This window comes from Klebsiella sp. 2019SCSN059 (assembly GCF_021739525.1).
Classification (GTDB): domain Bacteria; phylum Pseudomonadota; class Gammaproteobacteria; order Enterobacterales; family Enterobacteriaceae; genus Klebsiella; species Klebsiella quasipneumoniae.
The window spans coordinates 1-698 of sequence record NZ_JAKKOM010000131.1; the positions used below are offsets into that span (position 1 = coordinate 1).

Sequence of the window (698 nt, forward strand, 5' to 3'; positions counted from 1 at the left end):
CGAGAGCATAAAAAATATTGGGGCAGCGTGAGCTATGCTGCCATCGCTGGTCCCTTCCCGTCACTTTGAAAACCCGGATACCAGCAGACAAATTTATCCTGCAGTTCGTTATTCAAAACGGCGGTCCGGGTCTGTAACAAATAATGAGCCCCTTTTCTGCTCCACTGCATCTGCTGCTTTTTGGCCATTCGTCTGGCGATCACTTCATTGATCGTGGATTCCACAAACGCGGTTGATACCGGCTCTCCGTACCGACGCATTTCGCCGTAGTTTGGGATCATCATCTTATTATTCCGGATGTAGGTATACATTTCATCCAGATGTTTTTGCAGGGATTTCAGGCTAGGATAGCTGAGTTCAGGGTCATCGCAATACATAACGCAATTATCAATATGTTCCAGCGCAGCGACAACATTGCCATGCCAGAGATATCGTTTAATGCTTTCCAGCAGTGCCAGAACTTTACTCCCCGCCTCTGGATCTGATACCAGCAGTCCCCGGGCATATTGCATGAGCACCTTCAGCCTCATGGTGATATGAAACCAGTCCAGCACATGCGTTGACTCAGGGTACATACCGAACTGGAGGTCCCTGAGATTATCCGCGCCGTCGGACAGAAAAAATATCTGCTGGTTGGCCTGCATTCCCTGCGCTGAAAGGTGGGTCATGAGCCTGCGTTCCGGATGACAGTCATCCTT

At 49.6% G+C, this 698-nt stretch carries 1 pseudogene; it reads right to left on the reverse strand.

Annotated features, from left to right (window positions below):
* Positions 1–32: 32 nt before the first annotated feature.
* Positions 33–698 (reverse strand): annotated as a pseudogene (locus L2I46_RS29250) (ISKra4-like element ISKpn19 family transposase); the annotation flags it as partial.